This window comes from Acutalibacter caecimuris, assembly GCF_034335085.1.
Lineage (GTDB): Bacteria > Bacillota > Clostridia > Oscillospirales > Acutalibacteraceae > Acutalibacter > Acutalibacter caecimuris.
Window position 1 is genome coordinate 1 of sequence record NZ_JAWXXJ010000096.1, and the last position, 611, is coordinate 611.

The window sequence follows — 611 nt, forward strand, 5'->3', positions numbered from 1 at the left end:
GCTTTGGCACCAATGCCCCAAACACTATACGGAGGGCGAATACTTATGACCAGTGAAGAGCGCCGGGAGGCGCGTTACAAACGCCGCCAAGCAAAACGGGCGGCAAATAGGCAAAAGCGCTGCGAACAGCTCGGCCCGGTGGAAAAGATATTTTCCTACCGGGATATGTTCAAGTACGGGAAAAAGTGCTGCAACGGTGTGCGCTGGAAGCAGTCCGTGCAAAACTTTGAAATGCACCTGTTTTCTGGCACAGCCAAACGCCGCAGGCAGGTGCTGGGGCAGACGTGGAAGCCGATGAAATGCTCCCACTTCACCCTGCGGGAAAGGGGCAAGATACGGCCCATAGACGCGCCCCATGTAACGGACAGGCAGGTGCATAAGACCCTGTGTAATAACGTACTGGTGCCCCTCTACAGCCCCAGCATGATAAAGCACAACGGGGCCAGCCAGAAGGGTAAGGGCCTGCATTGGCATTTCCGGGAGCTTAAGGAGCAGCTGCGCTGGCATTACCGGCGCTATGGCAGGCAGGGCGGGGTGCTGCTTATGGACTTAAAGCAGTTTTTCCCCAGCGCCCCCCATAAGACCATTTACCAGCGCCACCAGCAGCTGAT

At 56.8% G+C, this 611-nt stretch carries 1 protein-coding gene; it reads left to right on the top strand.

The window, feature by feature from the left end:
* Window positions 1-45: 45 nt before the first annotated feature.
* Window positions 46-611 (top strand): RNA-dependent RNA polymerase family protein (locus tag U8U01_RS17345; protein ID WP_496196415.1); only part of this gene is annotated, 566 nt, incomplete at its 3' end.